General features: G+C 70.8%; 18 protein-coding genes. 15 read left to right on the top strand and 3 right to left on the bottom strand.

The window, feature by feature from the left end; genetic code table 11:
• From KZ829_RS06740 to KZ829_RS06730, 3 genes are read left to right on the top strand one after another with little or no spacing between them, the layout of a single operon-like run.
• Nucleotides 1-2,232 (top strand): Hsp70 family protein, encoded by a 2,232-nt coding sequence (locus KZ829_RS06740; protein WP_220142976.1) that lies wholly within the window; start codon nt 1-3, stop codon nt 2,230-2,232.
• Nucleotides 2,232-3,677: a dynamin family protein gene (locus KZ829_RS06735; RefSeq protein WP_220142975.1), complete on the top strand. Its 1,446-nt coding sequence runs from the start codon at nt 2,232-2,234 to the stop codon at nt 3,675-3,677. Before KZ829_RS06740 ends, KZ829_RS06735 begins: the two co-directional genes overlap by 1 nt.
• On the top strand, nt 3,674-4,210 hold the full coding sequence (locus KZ829_RS06730) for an RNA polymerase sigma factor (protein ID WP_220142974.1): 537 nt from the start codon (nt 3,674-3,676) through the stop codon (nt 4,208-4,210). The genes KZ829_RS06735 and KZ829_RS06730 overlap by 4 nt, the downstream gene beginning before the upstream one ends.
• A 112-nt stretch (nt 4,211-4,322) precedes the next feature.
• Here KZ829_RS06730 and KZ829_RS06725 read toward each other — a convergent pair whose 3' ends face one another.
• Both KZ829_RS06725 and KZ829_RS06720 read right to left on the bottom strand, forming a co-directional pair.
• Nucleotides 4,323-4,772 carry a hypothetical protein gene (locus KZ829_RS06725; RefSeq protein ID WP_220142973.1) on the bottom strand — a complete coding sequence of 150 codons (450 nt, stop codon included), beginning with the start codon at nt 4,770-4,772 and terminating at the stop codon, nt 4,323-4,325.
• Nucleotides 4,773-4,938: 166 nt separating this feature from the next.
• Nucleotides 4,939-5,658 (bottom strand): DUF8817 family protein, encoded by a 720-nt coding sequence (locus KZ829_RS06720; protein WP_220142972.1) that lies wholly within the window; start codon nt 5,656-5,658, stop codon nt 4,939-4,941.
• A gap of 498 nt (nt 5,659-6,156) precedes the next feature.
• On the opposite strand from KZ829_RS06720, the gene KZ829_RS06715 reads away from it, so the two are divergent.
• The 5 genes from KZ829_RS06715 to KZ829_RS06695 all read left to right on the top strand — a co-directional run bounded on the left by KZ829_RS06715 (nt 6,157) and on the right by KZ829_RS06695 (nt 10,106).
• On the top strand, nt 6,157-6,582 hold the full coding sequence (locus tag KZ829_RS06715) for a hypothetical protein (protein ID WP_220142971.1): 426 nt from the start codon (nt 6,157-6,159) through the stop codon (nt 6,580-6,582).
• A 142-nt stretch (nt 6,583-6,724) separates the two neighbouring features.
• The gene (locus KZ829_RS06710; protein ID WP_220142970.1) at nt 6,725-6,928 is read left to right on the top strand and encodes a hypothetical protein; all 204 of its coding nucleotides are present in this window, start codon (nt 6,725-6,727) and stop codon (nt 6,926-6,928) included.
• Between the two features lie 44 nt (nt 6,929-6,972).
• Nucleotides 6,973-7,962: an ATP-binding cassette domain-containing protein gene (locus KZ829_RS06705; RefSeq protein WP_220142969.1), complete on the top strand. Its 990-nt coding sequence runs from the start codon at nt 6,973-6,975 to the stop codon at nt 7,960-7,962.
• Nucleotides 7,959-8,969 (top strand): ABC transporter permease subunit, encoded by a 1,011-nt coding sequence (locus KZ829_RS06700; protein WP_220142968.1) that lies wholly within the window; start codon nt 7,959-7,961, stop codon nt 8,967-8,969. The genes KZ829_RS06705 and KZ829_RS06700 overlap by 4 nt, the downstream gene beginning before the upstream one ends.
• A gap of 270 nt (nt 8,970-9,239) precedes the next feature.
• Entirely contained in the window at nt 9,240-10,106 is an 867-nt protein-coding gene (locus KZ829_RS06695; RefSeq protein WP_220142967.1) for an ABC transporter permease, read from the top strand.
• A gap of 99 nt (nt 10,107-10,205) precedes the next feature.
• Here KZ829_RS06695 and KZ829_RS06690 read toward each other — a convergent pair whose 3' ends face one another.
• A complete protein-coding gene (locus KZ829_RS06690) occupies nt 10,206-10,463 on the bottom strand; it encodes an NADAR domain-containing protein (RefSeq protein WP_281428060.1) in 258 nt (85 codons plus the stop codon).
• 132 nt (nt 10,464-10,595) lie between these two features.
• On the opposite strand from KZ829_RS06690, the gene KZ829_RS06685 reads away from it, so the two are divergent.
• From KZ829_RS06685 to KZ829_RS06655, 7 genes are all read left to right on the top strand, one after another.
• On the top strand, nt 10,596-11,765 hold the full coding sequence (locus KZ829_RS06685; protein WP_220142965.1) for a sensor histidine kinase: 1,170 nt from the start codon (nt 10,596-10,598) through the stop codon (nt 11,763-11,765).
• Nucleotides 11,762-12,421 (top strand): response regulator, encoded by a 660-nt coding sequence (locus tag KZ829_RS06680; RefSeq protein WP_220142964.1) that lies wholly within the window; start codon nt 11,762-11,764, stop codon nt 12,419-12,421. Before KZ829_RS06685 ends, KZ829_RS06680 begins: the two co-directional genes overlap by 4 nt.
• Nucleotides 12,422-12,503: 82 nt before the next feature.
• Nucleotides 12,504-12,905 (top strand): hypothetical protein, encoded by a 402-nt coding sequence (locus KZ829_RS06675; protein WP_220142963.1) that lies wholly within the window; start codon nt 12,504-12,506, stop codon nt 12,903-12,905.
• The gene (locus tag KZ829_RS06670) at nt 12,905-13,597 is read left to right on the top strand and encodes an ABC transporter ATP-binding protein (protein ID WP_220142962.1); all 693 of its coding nucleotides are present in this window, start codon (nt 12,905-12,907) and stop codon (nt 13,595-13,597) included. Before KZ829_RS06675 ends, KZ829_RS06670 begins: the two co-directional genes overlap by 1 nt.
• Nucleotides 13,594-16,080, top strand: coding sequence for an FtsX-like permease family protein (locus tag KZ829_RS06665; protein WP_220142961.1), 2,487 nt, complete (start codon nt 13,594-13,596; stop codon nt 16,078-16,080). The genes KZ829_RS06670 and KZ829_RS06665 overlap by 4 nt, the downstream gene beginning before the upstream one ends.
• 640 nt (nt 16,081-16,720) lie before the next feature.
• A complete protein-coding gene (locus KZ829_RS06660) occupies nt 16,721-17,104 on the top strand; it encodes a hypothetical protein (protein WP_220142960.1) in 384 nt (127 codons plus the stop codon).
• A gap of 129 nt (nt 17,105-17,233) precedes the next feature.
• Nucleotides 17,234-20,017: an AfsR/SARP family transcriptional regulator gene (locus tag KZ829_RS06655; RefSeq protein ID WP_220142959.1), complete on the top strand. Its 2,784-nt coding sequence runs from the start codon at nt 17,234-17,236 to the stop codon at nt 20,015-20,017.
• Nucleotides 20,018-20,428 lie beyond the last annotated feature (411 nt).

Genomic DNA, 20,428 nt, shown 5'->3' with positions numbered 1-20,428 from the left:
TTGCCCGGCTGGTCCCTGTCGATCGACTTCGGCACCTCCAACACCGCTGCCGCCTACCGGCGCGGCGACGCGACGCCGACGGCTGTCCGGCTGTCGGACTCGGCGGAACAGATGCCGTCCGCGGTGCTGGCCACCCCGCAGGACATTCAGGTCGGCACCGCCGCCGTCCGCTCCGCGCGGCTGCACCCGGACGGGTTCGAGCGCTCACCGAAACGCCTGATCGGGCAGGACACCGTCCTGCTGGGCGGCCGCGACATCCCGGTGGTGACGCTGGTCGCCGCCGTGCTGCGAGTCGTCGCGGTCCGGGCCGCCCGGGTCGGCGGCGACGACCGGCCGGACGCGGTACTGCTCACCCACCCACAGGACTGGGCCGAACCGCGCCGGCGGGTGCTGCGGGCCGCGGCGGTCGAGGCGGGCTTCCCCGACGAGATCCTGCGCCTGGTGCCGGAGCCGATCGCGGCCGTCGCGCACTACGCGAACACGACGCCACCGCCGGCCGGCAGCACGGTCGCGGTCTTCGACTTCGGCGGCGGCACCTGCGACGTGGCCCTGCTGCGCACCGACGGCGGCGCCGCCGGGATGCGGGTGCTCGCGTCGGCCGGCGCCGACCCGCTGGGCGGCGACGTCGTCGATCATCTGTTGCTGACGGCCGTGCTGGCCCGGCTGGAGGAGCGGGACCGCGGCGACCTGGTGAGCGCGGTACGCGACCCGGCCAACGCCAGGGCACTGCTGGCGTTGCGCAACGACGTCCGCGAGGCCAAACACGAGCTGAGCGAGCACGAGCACGCCAGCATCCCGGTCGTGGCCGGCGACGCCGAAGAGGTGGTGACGATCACTGCGGCCGAGTTCGACGAGATGGTCGCACCGCAGGTCCGGCGGGCCACCGAGCTGACCGCACAGACCCTGGCACAGGCCGGTCTGGTTGCCGGGGACCTGCACGCGCTCTACCTCACCGGCGGCTCGGCACACCTGCGCGCTGTCCAGCGGGACCTGACCGCACTTCTGGGCCGTCCACCGGCCACGCTCGAGGATCCGAAACTCGTCGTGGCGCTGGGGGCACACCACGCCGTCGCGGCCGCCGCAGCCACCGTGCCCGCGCCGGCGGCGCCCCGGACGGCGGAGACGCCGGTGGCCGTGCCCACCGTCGTCACGAACCCGTCGCCGACCGCGCCCGGGGCCGGTCTCAGCGCGGCGGCGCAGCGGGTTCTCCAGGTCAACCCCGCGCTCGCGGCCGCGCTGGCGGGCACGCCGCAGGGCCCGGCGCTCATCGACGACCTGGTGGTCCTGGCCGCCCTGATGTGCGTACCCGGTCTGATCGAACGGGTGATCGCCGATCCGGGCCTGATCGCCCGGATGCGCCGTGACAACGCGGGTCTGGAGATTCCGCAGCCGGCGGCGTCCGGTGTGCCGCTGCCGGTCAAGATCTTCTTCGGGGACTCGCCGCCGTGGCTCGCCGCCCACTGGAAACCGGCGGCCCGCAAGCGCTGGAACGACGAGCACGGACCCGGTGACGTCTGGGCCGTACGTGTCATGCGGACCTGGTGCACCGCCACCGAGTCGGAGCGGCAGGAGATCCTGCGGCGGCCGGACTGGTCCACCTGGGCGCCCGGCGACCACTACCTGGACGCGTTCACCCACGGTGACCCGCCCGAACCCGACCGGATCTGGCTGTCGGCCGCCACCGAACCGGCCGAGGCCGCCGCGCCGTCGCGGCCCGCGACTGTTCGCCCCGCGCATCCCACGCCGCAACAGCAGGCGTACCTGCACGACCTCGCCGATCTTTACACGCCTTCCGGCGGCGCCGGGCTGGCCGCGGTCACCGCCCGGCCGCCGGACCTGACCCAGCTCATCCTCACCGGTCTCGGTGCGCCGAAGCACACCCACCAGGTCTCGGTGATGGGCGTGGGCATGACCGGCTGGCCCAGCCAACTGCTGTTCTACCCCGCGGCCGGGGCCAGGCCGCCCGCTGTGGTGATCCCCATCGCCGGCACGCTGCTCGAACTGACCAGCGGCCGGATCGGCTGGAACGGCGTTCCGGTGATCCTCACCCCCGACGTGGTCACCGGCGTACGAATGAGGGTGGACTGGGGCAACGTGCAGCGACGGATCGTCGTCGGCACCACCTACCGGCCCGGGGCCGACTGCCCGCCACCCGGCGCGGACGTACAGCTGCGCACCGACCAGATCACCGAGGTCGCGAACCTGATCCGCACCCACCTGGGCAGGCCCTGATGCATCCCGTCCCGGCGCGGATCGCGCAACTGTGCGACGAGGTCGCCCCGCTGCTCGACGAGGTGGGCCGGCAGACGGCCGCCACCATCCGCGACACCGTGGGCGAGCCGCTGCGGGTCGCCGTCGTCGGACGGGTCAAGGCCGGCAAGTCGACACTGGTCAACGCGCTCGTCGGGCGCCGGATCGCACCGACCGCGGCGGGCGAGTGCACCCGGACGGTCACCTGGTACCGCTACGGCGCCCCCGAACGCGCCGAACTCCACCTGCACGACGGCACCCGGCGTGACCTGCCGCTGCACGACGGGCGGCTGCCGGAGACACTCGGGACGCCGGCCGAGGACGTCGCCCGGATCGTCGTGCACCTCCAGGCCGCCGCGCTGCGCGACAAGACCCTCATCGACACACCCGGCCTGGCCACCCTGACCGGCGAGAACGAGGATGCCACCCGGGAGGCGGTGCTCGGCGTCTCCCCGGACGGGTCCGAAGCGGCGTCCCGGTACGCCGCGGGCCAGGCGGATGCCGTGCTCTTCGTGTTCCGTGAGGCAGAACGGCAGGACGAGGTCGAGTTCCTCCGCCAGTTCCGGAGCGCCACCGGTGAGCTGGGTGCCAGCGCGGTCAACGCCATCGGGGTGCTGTCGCAGGCCGACCTGTTCGGCGACGGTGGCACGGACCCGTTCGCGGCGGCTGACGCGGCGGCCGCCCGGCTCGCCGGCGCACGTGCCGCGGACGTTTCGGCGGTCATCGCGGCTGCCGGCCTGCTCGCCGAGACCGCACGCACCGGCCTGATCCGCGAAGGGGACGCCCGGGTCCTCGCGGCCACCACCGGCGTGCCGGACCAGCGGCTGCGGCTGCGCCACCGGCTGCCGCTGCCCGACGGGATCGACGTCGCCGCGCTGGAGCGGCTCTACACCGCGCTGGGCGTCCACGGTGTGCACGAGGGACGGCGCCACTGCGCCACCGGCGCACACCAGCTCGTGAACTGGCTGGAGACCGTGTCCGGGCTCGGCCGGGTCGAGGACCTGCTGCGGCGCAGCCTGCTGTGCCGCGCGCACGCGCTGAAAGCGATGCGGGCGATGGCCGTGCTGACCCGCGCCGCGGACGCCTCGGAAGCGGATACCGGCGCGGTGCTCGCTCTGATCGAACAGGCTCGGCTGGATCCCGCCCTGCATCCGGTCCGCGAGCTGCGTGCCCTGCGCAATCTGGTCGCCGAGGCGCCCACCTCGCCGTTGCGGGTGGAACTGGAGCAGGTCGCCGCGGACTCGTCCGATCCCGCCAGACTCGGGCTGGCCGAGACGGCGGCCACCGGCGACATCGCGGGCGAGGCGCGCCGCCGGGCCGGCGCCGCGCAGTCCCAGGCCGCGTTCGCGCTGCTGCCCGCCGAGGCGGAGGCCGGCCGGGTGCTGGCCCGGTCGTACCAGCTGATCGCCCGGCGGGCCGAGTCATGACCCAGCCGGACAGTGACGCCGCGCTCGTCGCGCGGGCACGCGCCGGCGACAGCGCCGCCTTCGCGGCGCTGGCCGGCGCGTGCCGTACCCGCGTGTGGGCCATCTGCCTGCGGCTGACCGGCAACCATGCGGACGCGGAGGACGCCCTCCAGGACGCGCTCATGGCCGCCTGGCAGCATCTCGGCAGCTTCCGGGAGGACGCCCGGTTCAGCACCTGGCTGTACCGGATCGCCGCGAACGCGGCGCTCGCCGTCGTCCGCCGCCGCCGGGACACCCCGTTCGCCGTCGACGAGCACGATTACCTGATCGTGGTCGACGACCACACCGACCAGCACGCCGAACGGGACCGGGTCCAGGCGGCCCTGTCACAGGTGCCCGAACCGTTCCGGACCGCGCTGGTGCTGCGCGAGTACGGTGAGCTGAGCTACGAGGAGATCGCCGCCCACCAGGACGTCGGTGTGCAGACGGTCAAGAGCCGCCTGTACCGGGCCCGGGCCAGCATGGCCGCGTTGCTGCGCGCCGAGTCCGGCTGAGCCGCACGCTCACGCCAGCCGGGCCGGGTTCTCCACCGGTGCCGGCTGGTCGAGGCGTGCGGGGTCAGGCTCGTTGTGCGCCGGCGGGCGCGGCGTCGTTGTCCTGGCCGGACTATTCGGTGATCTCGAGGATCACGCCCGGGACATCGTCGTCGCCCGGCGTGCCGCCGACGGTCGCGTATTCGGCGGCCGGGGCCGCCTCGGCCGCGTCGTCGACACCGTTCTCGTCAGCGTCGACGATCTCCATGTCGGCGATGCCATCAGCGTCGTCATCCAGGACGGTGTAGTCGACAACCCCGTTGCCGTCGGTGTCGACACCGGCCGCGTCGAACCGGCCGTCGAGGTCACGGTCGGCGAAGAAGCTCTCCACCACGTTGTCGCCGTCGAGGTCGGCGGCCACACGGTCGACCATGTCGTCAGCGTTGGTGTCCACAGCGGCCACGTCGTAGGTGCCGTCCGCGTTCATGTCGGCGACCACGGTCTCGTAGTGGCCGTCGGCGTCGGTGTCAGCGACCAGCGTCTCGTAGTAGCCGTCGGCGTCGTTGTCCATGTACTCGGTCATCTGTTGCCTCCCTGCTCCGTTGTTGATGATCAGAGAAGCGCGCGGGCTCGGATGTTCCCGGGTCCCCGAACTTTTTTCGAAAGCGGGATCTCGCCCGTACGCGCGACGGCGTGACGCTCGCGGGTGCGGCCATTCCGTGGTCCTGACGGCTACTGCACCCTCGAACTCATCGCAGCGCCGCTGCGAGGTCGGCAGCGATCTCGAAGGCCGGTGCCGCCCTTCCGGTCTCGTCCGCGTTCAGCGCGATGTGCTCGATGCGGGCCAGCATTTCGGCTGCGGTTTCCCGGTCATGGAGCGCCATCGCCAGTTCTGCGCGGTACACCAGAACCTCGACGTGTGTGACAGGGTCATCGTCGGCCTGCGGGCGAGCCAACGCGCTGTCGAGAATGCGGGCTGCCTGGCCGAGGTCACCCTTGGAGTCGGCTAGCACGACGGCGTTCGCCAGTGCTTTGGCGAGGCGCCCGGTGGGTGCGGGCGCCGGCGTGGGCATCGTGGCGGGGTTCTGGAAGACGCGGATCCAGTTGCCGCCCGGGTCGATGACGCTGAATCCGCCCAGCCCGTCGGCGTTCTTGCGAGCCCTGGGCCGGGTCATCCGCGGTATTCCGGACACCAGGACTTTGCCGTACGCGGCCCGCATGCCGGCGGCGAAAGCCCTATGCAGTTCCGCGATGTCCGAGGTGAGCACGAGACAGGAGCCGTAGGACTGCTCCGGGTCGAACCCGGCAATCTCGAAGAACTGCAGGTTCAGGTCTTCACGTTGCAGTCCCACACAGGGGTAGGGCTTGCGCTGCTTATACGTGGTTCTGAAGCCGAGAACCTCATAGAAGGTGACGATGTCGTCAATCGACGCGCAGGGCAGCAGGGGGACGGTCACCTCGTTGGTCATGGCTCTTTCCTAGGCGTCGCGGACCGTCCTTCGCACATGGAAATAGCCGATTGTCGCCTGACCCCGTCCGATCGGCCGATGCGACCGCAGTCGGCGTTCAGCTCAGCGACTTGCGGCCGAAAACGTAACCACCGCAGGGGTTGACGGCGAATACATCAATACACCCCAAGGCGCGGCATGAACGCGAACTTCCTGCGAGGACCTGTGACCGTTCTGGACGACCCCGCCGCGCGGGTCGCTGTAGGCTGTTCAAGCCTAATTATTTATGGGTGAAACGGACACGACGCTACGGAGGCGCATTCACCCGGGTGGGAGTGATCCCGCAGACGCGTCGAGGGGCTGTGCCAGGCCACCGACCTCCCGCCTCGGCGAGGCGCCGTCAAATCGCTGCCGTCAACCGGGGACGGTTCATTCCCACGATCGGTTCTGCGCCGTCTCAGGAAACGGCAGCGTGTCCCGCGCCAACGGCGCGAGAAAAGACCGAAAGCGGAGGACAACATGAACCACAAGCGAAGACTGGTGGCGCTCTTCTTAACGGGCGCTGCGGCCACAACAATCGGGCTCGCCGAGGCGCGGCCGGCCGCGGCCGTGGCAGAGTCGGCCTTTCTTACGATCCGTTCGCAGGGCGGCGGCAATTACTCGCTCACCGTGACCGGTCATTTCAATCTGCCACAGGCGGTGGCGACGAGCTATTCCATCAAGATCATCGGTGAGGACGGCTGGTTCGACGACACACCGGTTTGCGACGCGTGGCCGTTGACCACCGACGCGAACGGGAACTACTGGCACCAGTACACCTGCACGGGCGCCCTGCTCAACGAGGACTGGGAGGGTCAGGACGAGAACTACGCCAAGGTCACCGTCTTCCCATCCGGCGCCAAATCGCACTCGGTGCGAAGCAACACGGTCAAGGGCTACTACTGATCAGACCCGGCCGAATGCTGGTGAGTAACGGCTCTGCCCGCCCAGGCGCGTGGCGGGCCCTGCTGGTCCTCGACGGCGAGCCGGTCGGAGTCGTCGCCGTCGCCACTACATCGACGACGTCGTCATCTACTCGGCCGCGGCGATGCGCGAGCCGACCGCCGGCGCGATCGTCCGCGCCTGGCTGAACGGCGCCGTCGAGTCGACCACCGGCGGGACGGCCCCGGCGGGATGCCTGCTGGTCCAGGGCGCGCTGACCGGCGGCGAGGCGGCCACACTGCCCGCCGCGCAGCGCCATGGTCGCGCTCTTCACCGCCCGGCTGCCCTGGGAGCCGCCGAAGGAGGCTGAGCCGCCGCTTCCCGGGGTGGCGGGGCTGCTCTAAGGTTCCGCGCGTGACTCCCGTACTGGAAATATCGGGGCTGCGGAAAACCTATCGCAGCCGCAAGGGCGCGCGTAACGCGCTCGATGGTTTCGACATGGTCGTCGAGGCCGGGCAGGTGCACGGCTTCCTCGGCCCGAACGGCTCGGGCAAGACCACCACCTTGCGTACGCTGCTAGGCCTCATCCAGCCCGACGGCGGCCGGATGACGCTGCTCGGCCGGGAGGTGCCCCGGCACCTGCCGGAGGTCGCCGGCCGGGTCGGCGCCATCGTGGAGAGCCCGCAGTTCTTCGGCCGTTTCACCGCCGAGACCACCCTGTCGCTGCTCGCCGACGCCGGCGGTGTGGACCGCGGCCGAGTGCCGGCGGTGCTCGACCTGGTGGGCCTGCGTGACCGCGCCAAGGAGAAGGTCAAGACCTACTCTCTCGGCATGAAGCAGCGCCTGGCGGTGGCGTCCGCCCTGCTCAAGGAGCCGACACTGCTGATCCTGGACGAGCCGGCCAACGGCCTCGACCCGGGCGGCATCCGGGAGATGCGCACCCTGATGCGGGACCTGTCCGCGTCCGGGATGACGGTGCTGCTGTCCAGCCACATCCTCGCCGAGATCCAGCTGATCTGCGACTCGGTGACGATCATCTCGGCCGGCCGGCGGATCACCGCCGGATCGGTCACCGAGGTGCTCGCCCAGCACACCTCCGGCGCCGTCCGGGTAAGCCTGGAACCCGACACCGACCGGGAGGAGGCGGCACGGATCCTGCGGGAAGCCGGCGCCCAGGTCACCGTGGAGACCGCCGGCCATCTGACCGTCCGTGACGTCACCGGCCCGGCGCAGATCACCAGGCTGCTGGCGCAGCATGAGATCTATCTGTGCGAGCTGACACCGATCGCCGCCGATCTGGAGGACGCGTTCCTCGAACTGACCGGGACCGCACCGGTCGAGGGTCACCACCGGCAGGTGGACGAGAACGCGCTCGCCGCGGGTCAGAATGGGTGGGGTCGATGAGCCTGGTTCGTGCGGAGACCCGGAGGCTGTTCCGGCGCCGGCTCACCTCGGTGCTGCTGATCGGCGTGGTACTGGTGCTGGCCGCGATCGCCGCCAGCACGTTCGTCAGCAATGAGAAGGCCAGCCCGGCCCAGGTCGCCGCGGCGAAGCAGCAGGCCGAGCGGCAGTACCAGGAGGCGGCGGCCGACGCCGAGGCGGAGAAGCAGCGGTGCCTGACCGCTGCCCCGGGCACCGCGGAGGCCGAGAAGTACCCGCCGAACTGCGCCGACATCTACACCCCGCGGCCGAGTGAGTTCGAGTACGTCTGGTACCTGCCGGAGACGTTCGACCTGCGCGACGAGTTCCCCGACATGATCAGCCTGTTCGCGGTGTTGATGGCCGCGGCGGCGTACCTGATCGGGGCGACGTTCGTGGGCGCGGAGTGGCACTCCGGGGCGATGATGAACCTGCTGCTCTGGCGGCCCCAGCGGCTGGTGGTGCTCGGCACCAAGCTGGGCGTCTTCCTCGGCTGGCTGGCCGGTGTCACCGTGCTGCTGGGTGCGGCGTGGGCGGGAGCGTTCCGGCTGATCGCCGAGTTCCGCGGGGACACGGGACCGATGACCTCCGGCGTCTGGCAGTCGTTCGGGCTGATGGGGCTGCGGGGTCTGGGCCTGGTTCTGGCGGCCGGCGCGATCGGGTTCGCGCTGGCGTCGCTGGGCCGGCACACCGGTATGGCGCTGGGCGCGCTGATCGGCCTCACGGCGGTGCAGATCGGCGTCTACGTGCTGGCCGGCTTCAGCGGGCTCAAGTTCCCGGAGGCGTACCTCGTACCGTTGTGGGGTTATGTCTGGCTTTACCAGCGGGAGGTCCTGGAGGACTGGTCCTGCGACGGCATGACGGGCGGCGGCGACTGCGCGGCCGAGACCTTCACGATGACGTGGCAGATGGCCGGCGCGGGCTCGGCGGTCGTGCTGGCCGTCGTGGTGGGCGCGGCGATGTGGGCGATGCGGGTTCGCGACGTCAACTGAGGCGACCGGGCCAGGACACGATGAGTGTGCCCGCTCCTCTTACCGGAGGAACGGGCACTGTCGTCACAGGTCGATGCCGTTGACGGTCGATTTCACCTCGATGTTGCCTCCGGTGCCTTTCCGGCGCGAGCGGAGCCAAAGCTGGCGAAGGCGCTGCTACGGCATAGGGTGAGTAGTGGCCGACGGGGCGGGGTCCCCCGCGTTCGTACTTCCGTCTGGGTGACGCCTATACGAACGACGGCTGCCTCTTCACCACGAAGGAGACCACCGATGTCTGAGACCGGCGTCATCCATGACATCGGGTACCAGCGGTACTCCGGTCCCCGGCTGGGCCGCGTCGCGATGCAGCAGGCCCTCTTCGTGCACGGGTTGCGCGCCGCCTTCGGGTTCGGCCGCTCCGCCAAGGCGAAGACCTTCCCCTGGCTCGTGGCCGGCATCATGCTGGTGGTCGCCGTCATCGTGGCGGCCGCCCGGTCGATCACCGGCGAGGTGTTCTTCAGCTACTTCCAGTACGCCGACCAGATGAGCCTGCTGATCATCTTCTTCGCGGCGATCGTCGCGCCGCAGCTGGTCTCCCGCGACTTGCGGGCCGGGGTGCTGCCGCTCTACTTCAGCCGTCCGTTGCGGGCCGCCGACTACGTGATCGCCAAGTTCGCCGCCATGACGGCCGCGATCTGGCTGCTGCTCGGCGTGCCGCAGCTCATCATGTTCCTCGGCGCCGCGTTCACCACCAAGACCGGCGTCAGCGGGGTGTTCAACGAGCTCTGGGATCTGTTGCCCGGTTGGGCCTACAGCCTGCTCTGGGCGGTGATGTTCGCCGGTATCAGCCTGTTGATCGCGTCGCTCACCGGAAAGCAGGCGTTCGCCGCCGGTGGCATCGTGGCGGTCTTCATGATGACCGTCCCGGTCGTCGGCGTGCTCGCCTCGCTGCCGAACACCACCGCCAACAGGCTGTCCGGGCTGGCCAGCCCGACGTTCCTGATCGGAGGCGTCGGCGAGTGGCTCACCGAGAGGGAGAGCCAGCTCGACGTGGGCGTGGGCGAGTTCGGCTCGATCTACGGCATCGAGGCGGCGTGCCTGGTCGCCGCGTGCTTCCTGCTCCTGCTCGCCCGTTACCGGAAGGTGGCCTCGCTGTGACCACCCCGGCTCTCGCTCCCTGGTCGGCCACCCGCACCGGCGTGGTGGAGCTGACCGACGTCTCGCGCTGGTACGGCAACGTGGTGGCGGTCAACGACATCAGCATGTTGTGGATCTGGCCGCGATCCGCGCGTCGGAGTGAAGCCGGGTACGGGTGCGTATCAGGATCCGGCCGAGCATGTTCCTGCCGGCCCCGGACCGGCCACGTCCCCAGTAATGGCCGGTGTCGGTGTCTTCGACGATCTCCTCGTCACCGGTGCCCAGCAGGATCACGCGGATGTCGGCATGGGCGGCGAACTTGGCCGCGACTGCCCGGCGCATCACGTCGTCCTTGACCCGGTCCCGGTCACGGCGCAGCGGCCGGGACCGCGCAAGCAGGGCTCGGCGTCGTCGGGTGCCCCAGCACGGCGAATCATGTCATGGGCGGCGCACTCCGACCGAACAGCCGACGCCGCCTGGCCAGCTCGTGGCGCCGTCTATGGTGGCGGGATGTTTGGTCGGTGGGCCTCGCAGCTGGGCATCCTGTGGGATCTGATCATCGCGACGGTGGTGGCGACCGTCGCCGTGCAGTACCGCGGCCACTCGATATGGGACGCGGTCATCGGGGTCAGCATGGCGGCGGCCCTCATCCTCCGGCGCTACGCGCCGGTGCGGGTCTTCACGGTGGTCACGGTCCTCGCCTCGGTGCAGGTGCTGTTGGCTTCGGCGGTTCCGGCGGCGTACGACGTGGCGTTGCTCGTGGCGATGCTGGCGGTGGTGACCCACTCCCGTGACCAGCGGGCGGTGCACCTGTCCGGTGTGGTGGTCGCGTTCGGTGTGTTCGTCGTCGCCCTGGTGCGGATCGACGACTCGTGGTCCGGTTCCGTGTTCGACTACCCATACCTGGCCGAGCATGTCGCGGCCCTGGCCGGCTGCGGCGCGCTGTGGCTGATCGCCTACGTGTTGCGGACGAACCGGGAGCGCGGTGTGGTGCTGGCCGAGCGGGCGGCGACCGCGGAGCGGGAACGCGACCATCTGGCCCGGCTGGCCGCCGCGGACGAGCGGGCGTTCATCGCCCGGGAACTGCACGACGTGGTGGCGCACAGCCTTGCGGTGATGATCGCGCAGACCGACGGGGCCCGCTATGTGATCGACTCGGACACCGAGCGGGCGCGCGAGGCGATGCGCACGGTCGCGGACACCGGCCGGGAGGCTCTGGACGACATGCACCGGATCGTGGCGGTGCTGCGGGGAGCCGGTGGCGAGGAGGAGGATCCGGAGGACCGTCGGCGGAGAGGTCTCGGGCAGCTCGGCACGGTGGTGGAGCGGGCGCGGTCGGCGGGCCTCGATGTGGAGACGCGGTTCAACGGTGACGTCGGGAGGCTGTCCGCGGCCGACGAGCTGACCGTGTTCCGGATCGTGCAGGAGTCGCTGACGAACGTGTTGCGGCACGCCGGGACGGGCACGCGGGTGGTGGTGACGTTGTCCGTGGACCGGGGCCGTGCGGTGCTGGAGGTCGGTGACGACGGTGCGCTGCGGTCGATGACCAGCGGCGGCGGCAACGGTCTGCTCGGGATGCGCGAGCGGGTGGCGGTGCACGGCGGTGAGTTCTCCGCGGGGCCGGGTGCGGACGGCGGTTGGCTGGTCCGTGCCATGATCCCGGTCAAGGAGGCGGCATGAGCATTCGGGTCCTGATCGTCGACGATCAGGCGTTGGTACGGGCCGGGTTCGCGATGGTGCTGTCCGCGCAGGCCGACATGGAGGTGGTGGGCGAGGCGGGTGACGGCGCGGAGGCTCTCGCGTTGCTCGTCCGGGTGCCGGCGGACGTGGTGGTGATGGACATCCGGATGCCGGTGATGGACGGGGTGGAGGCGACCCGGCGGATCTGCGCCGGACCGGACGGGCCGCGTGTGCTGGTTCTGACCACCTTCGACACCGATGAGGACGCGTTCGCCGCGTTGCAGGCCGGGGCGAGCGGGTTCCTGCTGAAGAACGCGCCGCCGGAACAGCTGCTCGCGGCGATCCGGGTTGTCGCGGCGGGTGAGTCGGTGGTGGCGCCCCGGGTGACCCGGGCGCTGCTGGACCGGTTCGCGGGTCAGCTGACCCTGCCGGGGCGCGCCGACGAGCGGCTGGCCATGCTGACCGAACGGGAACGGGAGGTCCTGGAGCTGGTCGCGGCCGGGCTGTCGAACGTGGAGATCGCCGGCCGGCTTTTCGTCGCGGAGGGCACGGTGAAGACTCATTTCGGGCGAATATTGGCGAAACTGGAACTTCGTGACCGGGTGCAGGCCGTGGTGTTCGCGTATGAGATCGGCCTGGTCAAGCCGGGGGTGTAATACCTGAGTCGTACACCGGGCCCCGCCGGATCAGATCTGCCGTCAATGCGCCGGGGCCGCCCCACGCCACAGAATGGCGGCCGTGAACAGCAAACACCTCACCTTCGGGATCCTGACCGCGATCATCCTGGCCGGTGTCGGCTTCGGCGTGAACTACCTGTGGGACAAGCGATTCGGCCCGACGGCCGCCTCCGGCACCGACTGCGCCCTCGCCCAGGAACTGATCGACAAGGCGCAGACGCCACCCGCCGACGCCACCGAGGCCGAGAGCTGGGAGCAGCAGATCCGGCAGGTCCGCTACACACGGTTCGAGAACGACGGGATCAGCACCGAGGTCGGCCGCTACGTGTACTGGTCACGGGTCAAAGCGACCGGCGCCGCCGAGCGGCCGCGGGCCGGTGAACTCGACGAGATCACCGAGCTGGCCGTCGGCCACTGTGAGGACAGCGGCGTGGACCTGCGCATTCCGAAGCTCGCCTTCTGATGGCCGCCGTCACCGCCACCGACCTGGTCAAGGTCTACGGCACCGGCGACCGTGCGGTCCGAGCCCTCGACGGGGTGTCGGCCACCTTCACCCGCGGCCGGTTCACCGCGATCATGGGGCCGTCCGGCTCCGGCAAGTCGACCTTCATGCACTGCCTTGCCGGGCTCGACACCGTCACCAGCGGCCGGATCACGATCGGCGACACCGAACTCACCGGCCTGTCCGACAAGGCACTGACCGCCGTACGCCGGGACCAGATCGGGTTCGTCTTTCAGGCGTTCAACCTTCTGCCACAGCTCACCGCCCGGCAGAACATCACTCTCCCGGCCGAGCTGGCCGGCCAGGCCGTGGACCGCGACCTGTTCGACCACGTCGTCGGCGTCCTCGGCATCGGCGACCGGCTCGGGCACCGCCCCTCCGAGCTGTCCGGCGGCCAGCAACAGCGCGTCGCCCTGGCCCGGGCCTTGAGCACCCGGCCGGACGTCATCTTCGCCGACGAGCCGACCGGCAACCTCGACTCGCGGTCCGGGGCCGAGGTGCTCGGCTTCCTGCGCGATTCGGTGCACCGACTCGGCCAGACCGTCGTCATGGTCACCCACGACCCCAACGCCGCCGGATACGCCGACCGAGTGCTGACGCTCGCCGACGGCCGCATCGTGAAGGACACCTCGCTCCAGGACGTCGCCCGATGACCGCGAGCGTCTTGCGCACTCAGCTCAGCGGGGTGTCGCGCCGGCCCGGGCGGCTGTTGACGACCGGGCTGTCGGTGCTGGTGGCAGCGTTCGTGGTGTTCGGCACGGTGCTCGCGTACGTGATCGTCACGCGGACAACGCTCGACACGTTCAGCGAGACGCCGGAAGCCGTCAGCCTGGTGGTGTACGCGGCCGGCGGCGACTCGCTGAATCCGGGGCAGGTCGCCGAGGTCCGTGGCACGGCCGGGGTGCGGCAGGCGGTGGGCCGGGTGACGGCGACGTTCACGGTCGGCGACGCCTCGTCCGGCAACGAGCTGGAGCTGATCGCCGACCCGGGCTCCGGGCCCCTGTCGCGGATCACGCTGCTCTCCGGCGGCTACCCGCGCAACGACCGGGAGATCGCGATGGACCGGCGGGCCGCCGCACGGCTCGGCACGACCGTGGGCGGCACGCTACGGCTGCACACCGGAGACCGCAGCGGAAAGCCCGTGACGGTGACCGTGACGGGTGTGGTCGACGGGCCGCGGGACGCCGCCGAGCGGGCGTACGCGCACGACGAGGCCGTCGCGAGGATCAGCGGGAACCCGGGGTTCCCGCGGGTCGACGTGCTTGCCGCGGACGGCGCGGACGTGCAGTCGATGATGAACGGGTGGTCCGAGCGGCTGCTGGACGATCCTCAGGCGTACATCAGCGTCACCACCGGCGAGGCCATGCGGGTCCGGGAGGCGCACGACGCCGTACGCCAGCTCGATCAGATCTTCGCCCTGGTGGCGATGTTCGTAGCGATCGCGGTGGTGGCCGCGGCACTGGTGGCCACGTCGACGTTCCGGATCGTGTTCGCGCAGCGTCTGCGGCAGTTGGCGCTGCTGCGGACGATTGGCGCCCAGCGCAACCAGCTGATCCTGGCACTGGCCGTCGAGGGCGCTGTGACGGGCCTGGTCACCGGGGCGGTCGGCGTCGTGCTTGCCCAGCTCGCGGGGCTGGCCGCCCCTGCGATGGCCGCGGCTTCCGGCCGTACGCTGACCGGTCCTGGTGTGCCGCTTGCCGCGGCCGTCGCCGTGGTGGCCGGCGCCGGACTGCTGACCGCGGGCGCCGTTCTCGCCCCGGCCTTCGCCGCGGCCGGTGTCGCCCCGCTGCAGGCCCTGCGCGCCGCGAGCACGCTGGCCGCCGAACGGGGTGTCGCCGCGCCACGGCTGGTGGCGGGCCTGCTGCTGGTCGCGGCGACTGGCGGCCTGGGGTGGCGGACCGCCGGCCAGATGGGTTCGTCCGACGCGCTGCTACATCTCGTCGGTGTCGGCGCGCTCGGGTTCGGTGCGCTGATCGTACTCGGGCCGGTGTTGATCCGCCCGATCCTGGCGGTGGCCGGCTGGCCGCTGCGGCGGCTCGGCTCGACGGGCAACCTCGCGGTCAGCGGCATCGGGGGTACTCCCCGACGTGCCGCGGCGGTGTCGGTGGTGGTGGCGCTGGGTGTGACCATGCTGGCCGGCACCGTCGTCGGGATCAGCAGTCTGCGGTTGTGGACGGACCGGGAGATGGCCGCCCGTACCCCGGCCGACCTCGCCATGTTCGCCGAGTCACCGGACGAGTTGGACGAGGTGATGGCGGGCGTGCGCGCCGACCCGCGGTTCCGGGACGTCACCCCGTTCCGGATGGCGGACTTCACCGCGCCTTCCGGGAATTTCTCGCACGGCGCCATCGCGATCGACATGGCGGCGATACCGGCTCTGCGGAGACTGGAGGCGGCCACCGGAAACATCGCGGCGCTCGGCCCGGGGACGGTGATCCTGTCGGCGGTCGCCGCCTCCGACTTCGGCGCCCGGGTCGGTGACGTGGTGACGCTGCGATCGGACGGTGCGGCCCGCGTCGAGGTGGTGGCGATCCTGACCGGGGAGGCGCCGCTGCGGATGGGAGCGGTGCTGACCAGCGCGGACCTGGATGCTCTCGGCAACCCGTCGGCCGGTTTCCTCGCCGACGTCGCCACCGGGACCCGGAACGAGGCTCTGGCCGAGTTCCGGCGCCTGAGCGGCCCGGCCGGCGCGGAGGTGGCAGTGCTCGCCGACGAACGAGACAAGGCCGACGGCGAGGTGTCGTCGCTGTTCGCGGCGGCGCTGGGCCTACTCGGACTGACCGTGCTGATCGCCGTGGTCGGTGTCGGCACCACGACCGGGTTGTCGGTGCTGGAGCGCACCCAGGAGTTCGGGCTGGCCCGGGCGCTCGGTCTGACCAGGGCCCGGCTGCGAATGATGGTCGGGTTGGAGGCCGGACTGTACGGCCTGATCGGGGCGGTCCTCGGCATCGTGCTGGGCGTGCCGATGGCCTGGCTCACCCTGGAATCGCTGCGCCTGGACCTGCCGCTGACGTTCCCGGCCGGTTGGCTCGTCACGATCGTGGCGGCAATCGCCGGGATCACCGTGCTGGCGGGACTGCTGCCGGCCCGGCGGGCGGCGAGGGTCAGCCCGGTGGCGGCCCTGGCGATCGACTGACCGTCGCGTGGCCCGGCACGGTTCTGCGGCAGAGGGCGCAGGCGGGTCGGCCGTCGCGGGGCGGGTGTCCACACCTGGAGGTCGTCACGGTCGAGCAGGTCGGTGGGCAGGGTGGACCGGTATTCGTCGGCGCGGCCACGGCCGGCGCTGGCGGCGACGAGGCGGATGAGGCCGAGGCGGCGCAGTAGGGCGATGACATCGCGGGCGGTGCGGTATTCGATTTCGAGGTCGACGGCGAGGCGGGCGATGCCGGGGCGGATGCGGGTGCGGGCCAGGATGTCGGCAGATCGGACTGTAGCGCGCGACCTCGCCACGGCGCTGCCGACGACTGGAGCACAGCCGGGCAAACCTGCTGGCGCACGCCCTCGAAACCGCGAGCAGAGAGAGCCCACGCGGTTGCGCCCTGCACACCACCCGGCGGATCCCGACCAGTCGGGATCCGCCGGGTGGTGTGCAGCCCAGGCTCGCGAGGACCGCCCGACATCCGCCGGTCCTCGCGGCCACAGCCGGGCCGGCCCGCCGCGATAACTCGAATTTCAGCGAATCTTGTTCGCCTGATCAGCGCCGCTGAATAGGTTCTCCGCATCCATCTGGATCTAGCACGGGAGTTCTTGTGGCATTGAAGAAGGTCTTGTCCACCATGGCGATGTCCGCAGCCGCCGTGGTGACGTCGTTCGCCGTCGCCGGCCCGGCACTGGCCTACAACGAGAGCTGGAGGACCGACGACGGCGACCCCGGTGGCATCGCCTACTGGACCGCGGACAACGACATCGTCAAGATCTGCGACATCGAGCCGGACGGCTGGGCCGTGGCGGCCTTCGTCTATCACCGGCAGACCAACGGCACGCTCGCCTTCGACTACCAGTTCTACGTCGGCGGCAACGGAAACTGCGCCGACCGGAAGGCCTCGGAGGGAGCCACCTTCAACCTTCCCGAGAACCAGAACGCTCACATCGGCGTCTGCCTGATGAGGGACGACTGGGCCGAAATCGACTACTGCGACTGGAACGAGTTGTCGAACTGAGCATGCGCCGCCCGCACCCGGCGTAGCACGCGAACGATCAGGAGCCGTCCATCCGGCATCACGACGTCCCGTTTTGATCCACTCAGTAGGCTGACACGCCGACGAGGATCGACATAGGACGGTGGAAGCTTGGACGACCTGACGTTCCGTGTGCTGGGACCCGTCGGCGCGTGGAGGAACGACTGTCAGCTCCGGCAGTTGAATGCCCAGCAGCGAACGCTGCTGGGCATGTTCCTGTTGGAGCCCGGGACGGTGATCGCCTTCGATCAACTCGTCACAGCGCTCTGGGGCGAACAGCCGCCGGCCTCGGCCCGCAACGCGGTGCAGGGCCACGTGTCAAAGGTCCGCCGCATGCTGAGCGCCGTACCCGAAGCCGCATTGCACACCGTGGGTCAAGGCTATCGCCTCGAGATCGAGCGGCAACTGGTGGACATGCACCGGTTCCGTCTCCTCGTCGGCCGGGCCCGAACCGATCCGGCCGCCGAGGCCGGCGAACTACTGCGCTCGGCGCTGTCGCTGTGGCGTGGTCCCGCCTTCGCCGACGTGGCCGGCGACTGGCTGTCCGCGACGGCCGGTGAGTCGCTCGAGCAGGAACGGCTGCACGCCGTGGAGGACCTCGCCGAGGCCGACCTCGGTGCGGGCCGGCATGCCGAAGTCGCGGCACAGCTCTCCGGATTCGTCGGTCGGCATCCGCTCCGCGAACGGGCGATCCGCCTGCTGATGGAAGCGCTGCACCGTGACGGCCGGCGCAGCGACGCCCTCGAGCTGTTCCGGGACACCCGGCGCCGGCTGGCCGAAGATCTCGGCGTCGAGCCCGGCGAGGCTCTACAGCGCACGCACCGGCAGATCCTGACCGCCGACGGCCCGGCGCCGGCTCGCCCGGATCAGCGCTCCGCGACGGTCGGCGTCCTGCGGCAACTACCGGCTGACGTGCCGTACTTCACCGGTCGGCGGCGGCAACTGACCGCGCTCAACGAACTCCTGCCGCCGCGGGCCGAAACGGCGCCCGTGCTGATCGGTGGGGCAGCCGGTGTGGGCAAGACCGCCCTCACCCTGCACTGGGCCCACCAGGTCGCGGACCGCTTTCCCGATGGGCAGATATTTCTGAATCTGCGCGGCTTCGACCCGACCGGCACGGTGATGGCGCCGGCCGAGGCGCTGTCCCGGCTGCTGGCCGCCCTGGAGGTGCCGGCACGGCTGGTCCCGGCCGTCCTCGACGCCCAGGCCGACCTGTTCCGAAGCACGATCGCCGGGAAACGGATCCTGCTCGTACTCGACAACGCCCGCGACGCGGCGCAGGTACGCCCGCTGCTGCCCGGCACACCCGATTGCTTCGTCGTGGTCAACAGCCGCGACCAGATGGCCGGTCTGGTAGCCGGGCACGGGGCGATCCCGCTCGTGCTGGACCGGCCGTCGGCGGCGGACGCACGCACCTTCCTGACCAGCCGTCTGGGGGCGCAACGAATCGCGGGCGAGCAGGCCGCAGCCGACGAAATCGTCGAGTACTGCGGACGGCTTCCACTGGCGCTCGCCGTGGTGGCCGCCCGCGCCGTCACCAACCCCGGCTTTCCGCTCGCAGCGCTCGCGGCCGAACTGAGGGAGGGCCGAAACGGCCTGGACGTCTTCGCGAACGGCGACCCCGTCACCGATCTGCGAGCCGTCTTCTCGTGCTCCTATCAGGCCCTCGGCCCGGACGCCGCCCGCCTCTTCCGGCTGCTCGGCCAGCATCTCGGTCCCGACCTGAGCCTGAGCGCGGCGGCGAGCCTCGCCGGCCAGCCGATCGGCCGGGTACGCACCCTGATCGCCGAGCTGACCCGGGCCCGACTGATCGACGAGTGTTCCCCGGGCCGGTACGCCTTCCACGACCTGCTCAGGACGTACGCGCGGGAACTGGCGCAGGAGGCGGACTCCGTGGACGAACGCCGTGCCGCGATGGTTCGCCTGCTGGACCACTACCTGCACGGCGCGCGACAGGCGGACCTCCAGCTGGAAACGGTCCGTGATCCGATCCAGCTCGCGGCCGCCGCGGCCGGGGTTCACCTGGCGATGCCGGCCGACCCGCCGCAGGCACTGGCCTGGCTCGCGGCCGAACGCGCGGCGCTGCTCGCTGCCATCGATCACGCGGCGACCGAGGGGCTTGTCGTGCACGCCTGGCAACTCGCTTGGGCGATCAAGCCCTGGCTGAGCCGACAGGGGTATCGCCACGATCACCTGGCAGCCCAGCGCACAGCGGTCGCCGCGACGGCCCGGTGCGGTGACCTGGGCGCGCGGGCCACGGCCCACCGATACCTGGCCGACGCCTACGACAGGCTCGGCCGCTACGCCGAGGCGGATGCGCAGTACCAGCAGGCACTCGACTTCGTCAGCGCGCTGGGTGACGTGGTCGGCCAGGGGTACATCCACCTGGACATCTCCCGGCACTTCGATCTGATGCGCCGCCACGACGCCGCCCTGGAGAAGGCGAAGATCGCCCTGAACCTCTTCCGCGACGCCGGCCACATTCGCGGACAGGCCCGCAGCTTCGGCGGACTGGGCTGGGAATACGCCCAACTCGGCAACTACCACGAGGCGTTGGCACACTGCCGGCAGGCGTTGCGCCTGCTTCAGCAGTGCGGGGACCGGCACGGCGAGGCGTCCAGCTGGGACAGCGTCGGCTACATCCACCACCAGCTCGGTGACTATCCTCAGGCGATCGAGTGTTTCCAGCGCAGCGTGGAGATGATGCGGAGTTTCGGCCACCAGAGCGCTGTCGCGGGGACCCTGATCTGCCTCGGTGAAAGCTACCTGGCCAGCGAGAATCTCGAGGAGACCCGCCGAGCGTGGCGGGCGGCGTCGGAGATCCTCGACGAGCTGGACCAGGCCCGTGCCGACGCGCTGCGCGAGCGGCTCCACCGGCTCCCAGCGACGCTCTGACGGCATACTACTGAGCCACGATCCGTTGCGGGGCTGGTCGAATGCCCGGCCGAACGGCGTCGGCCGTCCGGCCGGGTGGCGGGGTCGCGTCCTGGCCCTCGACGCGACCCCGCACCTCACCCAATGGGGGGAACTCGCAGTATCTGACGCTGGTGTCAGAGCGACGGGCCCCAGGACGCCCTATTGCCCGCTCGGTCAACACGACATGATGGTGCTGGTCATCGGCAGCGAATGCCTCGGCGCCCGTCGAGTACGAATCCCCGGTGCCGGGTGCCGAGAAATGCCCACGCATCTACAGGGCGGGTGCCGGCCAGCGCGGTCGGCAAGGTCATCCCGGTCGAACACGACGATGAGGGACGCATGCTGCTGCCCGGATAGCGGTCCGTGAGCGGAATGTGCGGGACGAATGCG

Origin of the sequence: Actinoplanes hulinensis, assembly GCF_019429605.1 — a bacterium.
Classification (GTDB): Bacteria; Actinomycetota; Actinomycetes; order Mycobacteriales; family Micromonosporaceae; genus Actinoplanes; species Actinoplanes campanulatus.
The sequence above is the reverse complement of the archived record's forward strand: the minus strand, read 5'-3'. Positions and strand labels throughout refer to the sequence as shown.

Excerpts from the sequence above, each read along its gene's own strand:
- KZ829_RS06735 (WP_220142975.1), top strand. The coding sequence starts at position 2,232 with ATGCATCCCGTCCCGGCGCGGATCGCGCAACTGTGCGACGAGGTCGCC.
- KZ829_RS06730 (WP_220142974.1), top strand. The coding sequence starts at position 3,674 with ATGACCCAGCCGGACAGTGACGCCGCGCTCGTCGCGCGGGCACGCGCC.
- KZ829_RS06725 (WP_220142973.1), bottom strand. The coding sequence starts at position 4,772 with ATGACCGAGTACATGGACAACGACGCCGACGGCTACTACGAGACGCTG.
- KZ829_RS06720 (WP_220142972.1), bottom strand. The coding sequence starts at position 5,658 with ATGACCAACGAGGTGACCGTCCCCCTGCTGCCCTGCGCGTCGATTGAC.
- KZ829_RS06715 (WP_220142971.1), top strand. The coding sequence starts at position 6,157 with ATGAACCACAAGCGAAGACTGGTGGCGCTCTTCTTAACGGGCGCTGCG.
- KZ829_RS06710 (WP_220142970.1), top strand. The coding sequence starts at position 6,725 with ATGCGCGAGCCGACCGCCGGCGCGATCGTCCGCGCCTGGCTGAACGGC.
- KZ829_RS06700 (WP_220142968.1), top strand. The coding sequence starts at position 7,959 with ATGAGCCTGGTTCGTGCGGAGACCCGGAGGCTGTTCCGGCGCCGGCTC.
- KZ829_RS06695 (WP_220142967.1), top strand. The coding sequence starts at position 9,240 with ATGTCTGAGACCGGCGTCATCCATGACATCGGGTACCAGCGGTACTCC.
- KZ829_RS06685 (WP_220142965.1), top strand. The coding sequence starts at position 10,596 with ATGTTTGGTCGGTGGGCCTCGCAGCTGGGCATCCTGTGGGATCTGATC.
- KZ829_RS06680 (WP_220142964.1), top strand. The coding sequence starts at position 11,762 with ATGAGCATTCGGGTCCTGATCGTCGACGATCAGGCGTTGGTACGGGCC.
- KZ829_RS06670 (WP_220142962.1), top strand. The coding sequence starts at position 12,905 with ATGGCCGCCGTCACCGCCACCGACCTGGTCAAGGTCTACGGCACCGGC.
- KZ829_RS06665 (WP_220142961.1), top strand. The coding sequence starts at position 13,594 with ATGACCGCGAGCGTCTTGCGCACTCAGCTCAGCGGGGTGTCGCGCCGG.
- KZ829_RS06660 (WP_220142960.1), top strand. The coding sequence starts at position 16,721 with ATGGCGATGTCCGCAGCCGCCGTGGTGACGTCGTTCGCCGTCGCCGGC.